The 6,073-nt window shown below is 68.5% G+C and carries 7 protein-coding genes; 3 read left to right on the top strand and 4 right to left on the bottom strand.

Going from position 1 to position 6,073, the window contains the following annotated elements:
• From Q0U08_RS16950 to Q0U08_RS16935, 4 genes are all read right to left on the bottom strand, one after another.
• Window positions 1-561: M20/M25/M40 family metallo-hydrolase (locus Q0U08_RS16950; protein WP_298092775.1), on the bottom strand; the 561-nt coding region annotated here is incomplete at its 3' end.
• 26 nt (window positions 562-587) lie between these two features.
• A complete protein-coding gene (locus Q0U08_RS16945; RefSeq protein WP_298092773.1) occupies window positions 588-1,490 on the bottom strand; it encodes a YdiY family protein in 903 nt (300 codons plus the stop codon).
• 11 nt (window positions 1,491-1,501) lie between these two features.
• Window positions 1,502-2,017 (bottom strand): RNA pyrophosphohydrolase, encoded by a 516-nt coding sequence (locus Q0U08_RS16940; protein ID WP_298092772.1) that lies wholly within the window; start codon window positions 2,015-2,017, stop codon window positions 1,502-1,504.
• Between the two features lie 4 nt (window positions 2,018-2,021).
• Window positions 2,022-2,999, bottom strand: coding sequence for an alpha/beta hydrolase (locus tag Q0U08_RS16935; RefSeq protein ID WP_298092770.1), 978 nt, complete (start codon window positions 2,997-2,999; stop codon window positions 2,022-2,024).
• A 39-nt stretch (window positions 3,000-3,038) separates the two neighbouring features.
• Here Q0U08_RS16935 and Q0U08_RS16930 point away from each other — a divergent pair, with 39 nt between their 5' ends.
• The 3 genes from Q0U08_RS16930 to Q0U08_RS16920 all read left to right on the top strand — a co-directional run.
• Entirely contained in the window at window positions 3,039-3,959 is a 921-nt protein-coding gene (locus tag Q0U08_RS16930; RefSeq protein WP_298092769.1) for a histone deacetylase, read from the top strand.
• Window positions 3,956-5,320: a deoxyribodipyrimidine photo-lyase gene (locus tag Q0U08_RS16925; protein ID WP_298092768.1), complete on the top strand. Its 1,365-nt coding sequence runs from the start codon at window positions 3,956-3,958 to the stop codon at window positions 5,318-5,320. Before Q0U08_RS16930 ends, Q0U08_RS16925 begins: the two co-directional genes overlap by 4 nt.
• A 39-nt stretch (window positions 5,321-5,359) precedes the next feature.
• A partial coding sequence (locus Q0U08_RS16920; protein WP_298092766.1) for a class I SAM-dependent methyltransferase occupies window positions 5,360-6,073 on the top strand: 714 nt, incomplete at its 3' end.

Raw genomic sequence — 6,073 nt, 5'->3', positions numbered from 1 at the left:
GGTCAAGGCCGCGACCTTGCCCCGCGCCGCCCCGGCCAGCAGCGCCGCAGAGGCGGCCGATCCCGTTTCCTCGTCCGAATTGATCACCACCGCATAGCCAAGCTGCGCCGCGGCCGACGACGCCTCCACCGCCCGCAGCGCCGCCAGCATCACCGCCAGCCCGCCCTTCATGTCGGCGACGCCGGGGCCGTTCAGCATGCCATCCTCCATCCAGCGCAGCGCCTGGAACGGATGGTCGACCGGATAGACGGTATCCATATGCCCGGTGAACAGCATCTGCACCGGCGCCTCTGGCCGCACGGTCAGCAGCAGGTGGCGGCCATGCGCGAGCGGCGCCGGCACCCCGTCCGCACCCACCCGCTCGACCGGCGCCGGATCGACCAGCGACAAATCCCCCGGCAGCATGGCAAAGGCATCCGCCAGCCGCCCGGCCACCGCCGCCAGTCCCGCCAGATTGCCCGTCCCGCTGTTGATCGCGGACCAGTCCTGCACCTGGGTCAGCATCGCGGCCGCATCGATCCGGTCGATCGCGGCGCGCTCCTCGTTGGTCATCCCCTCCATCGGGGGAGCCTAACCCATCCGGGCGCTCAGAAGCTATAGACGAGCGACGCGCGCGTGGTGGTATCCGTCGTCCGCCGGCCGACCGGCGGCTGGCTTTCATACTGCACCGTGTACGACATCTGCGCCGACAACGGCCCCAACAGGCGTGCGTTCAGCCCGGTGACGCTCGACACGGTGCTGTTCAATTCCTGCAGATAGGCGGATGTCGTCTGGTTCAGGCTGATCGCATTGGTCAGCTTCCATCCGAAATTGACGTTGCCGCGCGCCGCCAGGTTGCTCTCGATCCTGTTGTCGGTGAACTCGGTGTGCCGGAAACCCGGCCCCAGTTCCAGGTCCAGCGTCACCCGCCGCCCGCGGATCACGCTGTAGCCGGCGCCTGCCGATGCCGAGTAACGGTTAAAGTAGCCGAGGAACTTGTCGCTCTCGTACAGGGCCGAGCCATAGACGTAGATGTCGGCGTTCAGCTTGTAGTTGGGCTCGTACCGCGCCAGATAATGTTCGCGATTGGTGACGTTGCTGGCTTCCTGATAATCGGCCTGCAGATACACTTTGTGCCGCCATTGCAGCCCTTCGCGCGTCAGGTCGACGATCGCGGTCATGCCCAGATTGTCGGTGTTGCCCGTCGTCGCATAGCCCCCGAGCTCGGCCCGGCCGCGCCACAGGTCGAACACGCCTGCCTCGCGCACCGTCCGCGTCTTGCTGGCGCTGCGCTCGTCGCGCCACGCCTCCACCACCGCGTTGATCGCGTCCGCCGCCTCGGGCGACGCGTTCAGCGCATAGCGGACGATGGTCGAGATATCGTTCTCGTTGCCCGACGCGACGGCGGCATCCAGCATCGCCTTCACGGCCGGCGGGATCAGCGCAGGATCGGGGTCGCCAGTATTGGCGAGCAGGAACGGAGCGGCGGCAAGAAGGATCAGGGAGCGCACGGCGATCGCCTTTAGGGCCGAAGCGCCGTAGCGGAAACGGTGTTGTTACCGATGGTTGCGCCCAAATGAGGGGCGAATGCGGCCAGCACCTGCTCGTACAGCGCCTTTTTGAACGGCACGATCATCGCGGGCAGGTCCGCCGGATCGGTCCAGCGCCAGGTGCGAAACTCCGGATGCGCGGTCCGGATGTCGATATCGCTGTCGCTCCCTGAAAAGCGGAACAGGAACCAGCGTTGCCGCTGGCCCCGCCACTTGCCCTTCCACACCTTGCCGATCATTTCGTCGGGCAGGTCGTAGAAGAACTCGCCAGGCGCCTCCGCGATCAGCTCGACATGATCGGCGACGACGCCGGTTTCCTCGAACAGCTCGCGCACCGCCGCCGCATACGCATCCTCGCCGGGGTCGATTCCCCCCTGCGGCATCTGCCATGCCTCCAGTGTCGAATCGAGCCGCTGGCCGACGAACACCTGTCCGTCGCGGTTCATCAGCATCACGCCCGCGCAGGGGCGATAGGGAAGGTCGGTCATGGGATCAGCCGGCAGCCTGGATGGAGACGCGCGCCGCTTCGGCTTCGGTGACGACAGCCTTTAGCGCAAGGATGAAGCCGGCGACATCGCCGACGGCGGAGGGAATGGCACGCCGCAGCGTGATGAAGCCGTGGATCGTGCCCACCGCCTCGCGGAATACCACCGGCACGCCGGCCTGCACCAGTGCGGCCGCATAGGCGCGGCCCTGGTCGCGGATCGGGTCCAGGCTGGCGGTGACGATCACGGCGGGCGGCAGGCCGGTCAGGTCCGCCGCCATCGGCGAGGCGCGGGCATGATGGATATCGGCGGCATAGGCATCCGCGAACCAGCGCAGCGAATCGCGCGACAGCAGATAGCCTTCGCCAAAGGCCGCGAACGACGGATAACGGGTCGTCAGGTCGGTCGCCGGATAGATCGGCGCCTGCACGATCACCGGCACCGCCGCCGGATCGTCGCGCAGGGCAAGTGCGGTGGTGATGGTCAGCGTGCCGCCGGCACTGTCGCCGCACAGGATCAACGCCGTCACGGCAATGCCCAGCGCGGCCGGATTGGTCGCCACCCAGCGTGCCGCCGCCTCCGCATCGTCCGGAGCCGCAGGCCAGCGATGTTCCGGTGCCAGCCGGTACCCGACCGAGACCACCGGCAACCCGGTGCCCCGTGCCAGTGCGGCGCAGAAGGATGCGTGCGTGTCGATGTCGCCGATCACGAAGCCGCCGCCATGATAGAAGACGATGACCGGTCCCGGCACGCGGGCCTCCACCGTATCGAACAGCCGCGCCGGAATGGGGCCGCCGGGGCCGGGAATCGTCAGATCGCGGATCACCGCCAGCGCGCCCACCGGCAGTTCGGCCACGTCGTTGGACGCCAGAAACAGCGCACGCGCCGCCGCCGTTTCCATTTCGTGCATCCGCGGGCCGGGTAACGCGTTTAGATAGGTTAGGAACTGGCGAACGTCGGGTCGGACGAAAGGCTGATCGGACATGCGTTCCTCTGGCGACGTGGCAGGGGCTGTCTAAAGATCATGATCCATGTCGTCCATCACCCCGCCTATGTCTCGCCCGCGCCGGCCCGCTCCACCTATCGCTGGGGCAAGAACGGGCTGATCCGCGACCTGCTGCTGGACGAGGGCGATCGCATCGCCTGGCACGCGCCGGATGCGATGCCGCGCCGCTGGCTGGAGGCGGTGCACGATCCCGATTACGTGGCCGAGGTGCTGGAGGCGCGGGTGCCGCCTGAAAAGACGCGTCGCATCGGCTTTCCCGTCACGCCCCCGGTCGCCCTGCGCGCGCAGATGGTCCCGGCCGGTACCTGGTTGGCCGCGCATCTGGCGCTGTTGCATGGTTTTGCCGCCAATACCGCGGGCGGCAGTCACCATGCGCTGGCGGCCACGGGGGCGGGCTATTGCGTGTTCAACGATCTCGCGCTCGCCGCCGTCCGGCTGGTCGAGGAAGGCACCGTCGCCCGCGTCGCGATCGTCGATTGCGACGTCCACCAGGGCGACGGCACCGCCGCGCTCACCGCCGGGCGGCCCGATATCGCCACCTACTCCATCCATGCCGAAAAGAATTTCCCCGTCCGCAAGGCACGCTCGACGCTCGATGTCGGCCTGCCCGATGGCGTGGACGACGACGGCTATCTCGACACGCTGGCCACCACCCTTGGCCCCTTTCTCGACGATGCCGCACCCGACCTGATTCTCTATCAGGCCGGCGTCGATCCCTTTGTCGGCGATCGGCTCGGCCGGTTGTCGCTGACGCTGGACGGTCTCGCCCGGCGCGAACGGCTGGTCGCCGACCTCGCCATCCGGCGCGGCCTCCCGCTCGCGAGTACGGTCGGCGGTGGCTATGGCGACGACGCGCTCGCCATCGCCCGCCGCCATGTCGATGCCATCCTGACGCTCGGCACCGCCTTTGCCCCCGTCCTTACCGGAACGCCCTCATGACCCAGCCCTCGATCCTCTGGTTTCGTCAGGATCTGCGCCTGCACGACCAGCCTGCCTTGTGCGCCGCCGCCGATGCCGGGCCGGTCATTCCCGTCTATGTGCTGGACGACGATGCACCCGGCGACTGGCGGATCGGCGGCGCGCAGCGTTGGTGGCTGCACCACAGCCTCGCGGCGCTTGCCCGTGATCTGGAGAGCCGAGGATCGCGGCTGATCCTGCGTCGCGGCCCCGCCGCAAAGGTGCTGGCACGACTCGCCGGGGAAAGCGGTGCCGGCGCGGTTCATGCCATCCGCCACTACGAACCCTGGTGGCGCGCCGTCGAGGCCGATCTGGGCGAGCGGTTGTGCCTGCACGACGGCAATCACCTCGCTCCGCCCGAGGCGGTGACGACCGGTTCGGGCAAGCCGTTCCGCATCTACTCGGCCTTTTGGCGCGCGCTGCAGGCGCATCTCCCGCCCGAGGCGCCATGGGATGCGCCTGACACCATCCCTGCGCCCGATATCTGGCCGGTGGGCGACGCACTGGCCGACTGGGCGCTGCTGCCGACCAGACCCGACTGGTCGACCGGTTTCGGCGAGGAATGGCAACCCGGCGAGGCGCAGGCGCAGACGCGCCTGGCGGACTTCATCGACCGGGTTTCAGGATATGAACGGGACCGCAACCTGCCCGCCGAGGAGGGCACCTCGCGCCTGTCCCCCCATCTTCACCACGGCGAGATATCGCCGCGCGCGGTGTGGCATGCGATCGAGGGGCAGCGCGATGCGGAGAAGTTCCGCAAGGAACTCGCCTGGCGCGATTTCACCGATGGGGTGGTGATGGCGCTGCCCCGTTATGCCGACGAGAATGGCCGCGACGCGTTTGACCGCCTGCCATGGCGCAGCGGTGCGGCGGCGCAGCGGGATCTGCGCGCGTGGCAGCGCGGACGCACCGGCTACCCGATCGTCGATGCCGGCATGCGCCAGCTCTGGACCAGCGGCTGGATGCACAACCGGGTACGAATGATCGCGGCCTCCTTTCTGGTGAAGCATCTGCTGATCGACTGGCGGGAGGGCGAACGCTGGTATTGGGACTGTCTGGTCGATGCCGACTACGGCAACAATTCGGTCAACTGGCAGTGGATTGCCGGCACCGGGATCGACGCGAACATGTTCGGCCGGATCATGGCGCCGCTCGGCCAGTCGGAAAAATTCGACGCGGGCGATTATATCCGCCGCTGGGTGCCCGAACTGGCCGACCTGTCCGATGCCGATATCCACGATCCGGGCGACGATGTCCGGCCCGCCGACTATCCGCGCAAGATCATCGGCCACCGCGAAGGACGCGAACGGGCACTGGCCGCGGCGAAGGCGATGCGTAGCTGACCCTTTTCACCCGCGCCTCCGCCGTGCATGGGACGCGCCATGAACGGAACGGTGGCGATCGGGGAACAGGGCGGCAGAACGTCGAGTCGGATGGTCGCGCCGATATTCCACCGCCTGCTCGACCGGATTGACCGCGGACTGGCCGCCGGCGCGATCGAGGCGAGCCTGCCCGATGGCACGCACCGCCTGCTCGGCGGGCGGGCGCCGGGGCCGGTGGCGATCGTCGCGGTCCATCGCTGGCGCGCGCTCGTCCGGCTGGCCAGCGGCGGTTCGGTCGGCTGGTACGAGGGGTGGGCCGCGGGCGACTGGTCCAGCCCCGATCCGGTGCCGCTGTTCGACCTGTTCATGCGCAACCGCGTGACGCTCGGCGATGCGGCGCGGGCGGGCGGGGTGGTCAAGGTGCTGGCGCGGCTCGGCCACCGGTTCCGGCGCAACGACCGTGCCGGCTCGCGCCGCAACATCGCCGCGCACTACGATCTCGGCAACGACTTCTACCGCGAATGGCTCGATCCCGGTCTCACCTATTCCAGCGCGCTGTTCGATACGCCCGGTCAGTCGCTGGAGGCGGCGCAGACCGCCAAGCTGCGCGCGATACTGGACAGGACGAACACGAAACCGGGCGATGTGATACTGGAAGTCGGCTGCGGCTGGGGCTCGTTCGCGGCACTGGCGTCCAGCGAGGGGGTAGGCGTCCATTGCCTGACGCTGTCGACCGAACAGAAGGCGGTGGTCGACGCCCGGGCACTGTCCGGC

The sequence above is a fragment of the uncultured Sphingomonas sp. genome (assembly GCF_946477935.1).
In the GTDB taxonomy this organism is placed as follows: domain Bacteria; phylum Pseudomonadota; class Alphaproteobacteria; order Sphingomonadales; family Sphingomonadaceae; genus Sphingomonas.
The sequence above is the reverse complement of the archived record's forward strand: the minus strand, read 5'-3'. Positions and strand labels throughout refer to the sequence as shown.

Excerpts from the sequence above, each read along its gene's own strand:
- Q0U08_RS16940 (WP_298092772.1), bottom strand. The coding sequence starts at position 2,017 with ATGACCGACCTTCCCTATCGCCCCTGCGCGGGCGTGATGCTGATGAAC.
- Q0U08_RS16935 (WP_298092770.1), bottom strand. The coding sequence starts at position 2,999 with ATGTCCGATCAGCCTTTCGTCCGACCCGACGTTCGCCAGTTCCTAACC.
- Q0U08_RS16930 (WP_298092769.1), top strand. The coding sequence starts at position 3,039 with ATGATCCATGTCGTCCATCACCCCGCCTATGTCTCGCCCGCGCCGGCC.
- Q0U08_RS16925 (WP_298092768.1), top strand. The coding sequence starts at position 3,956 with ATGACCCAGCCCTCGATCCTCTGGTTTCGTCAGGATCTGCGCCTGCAC.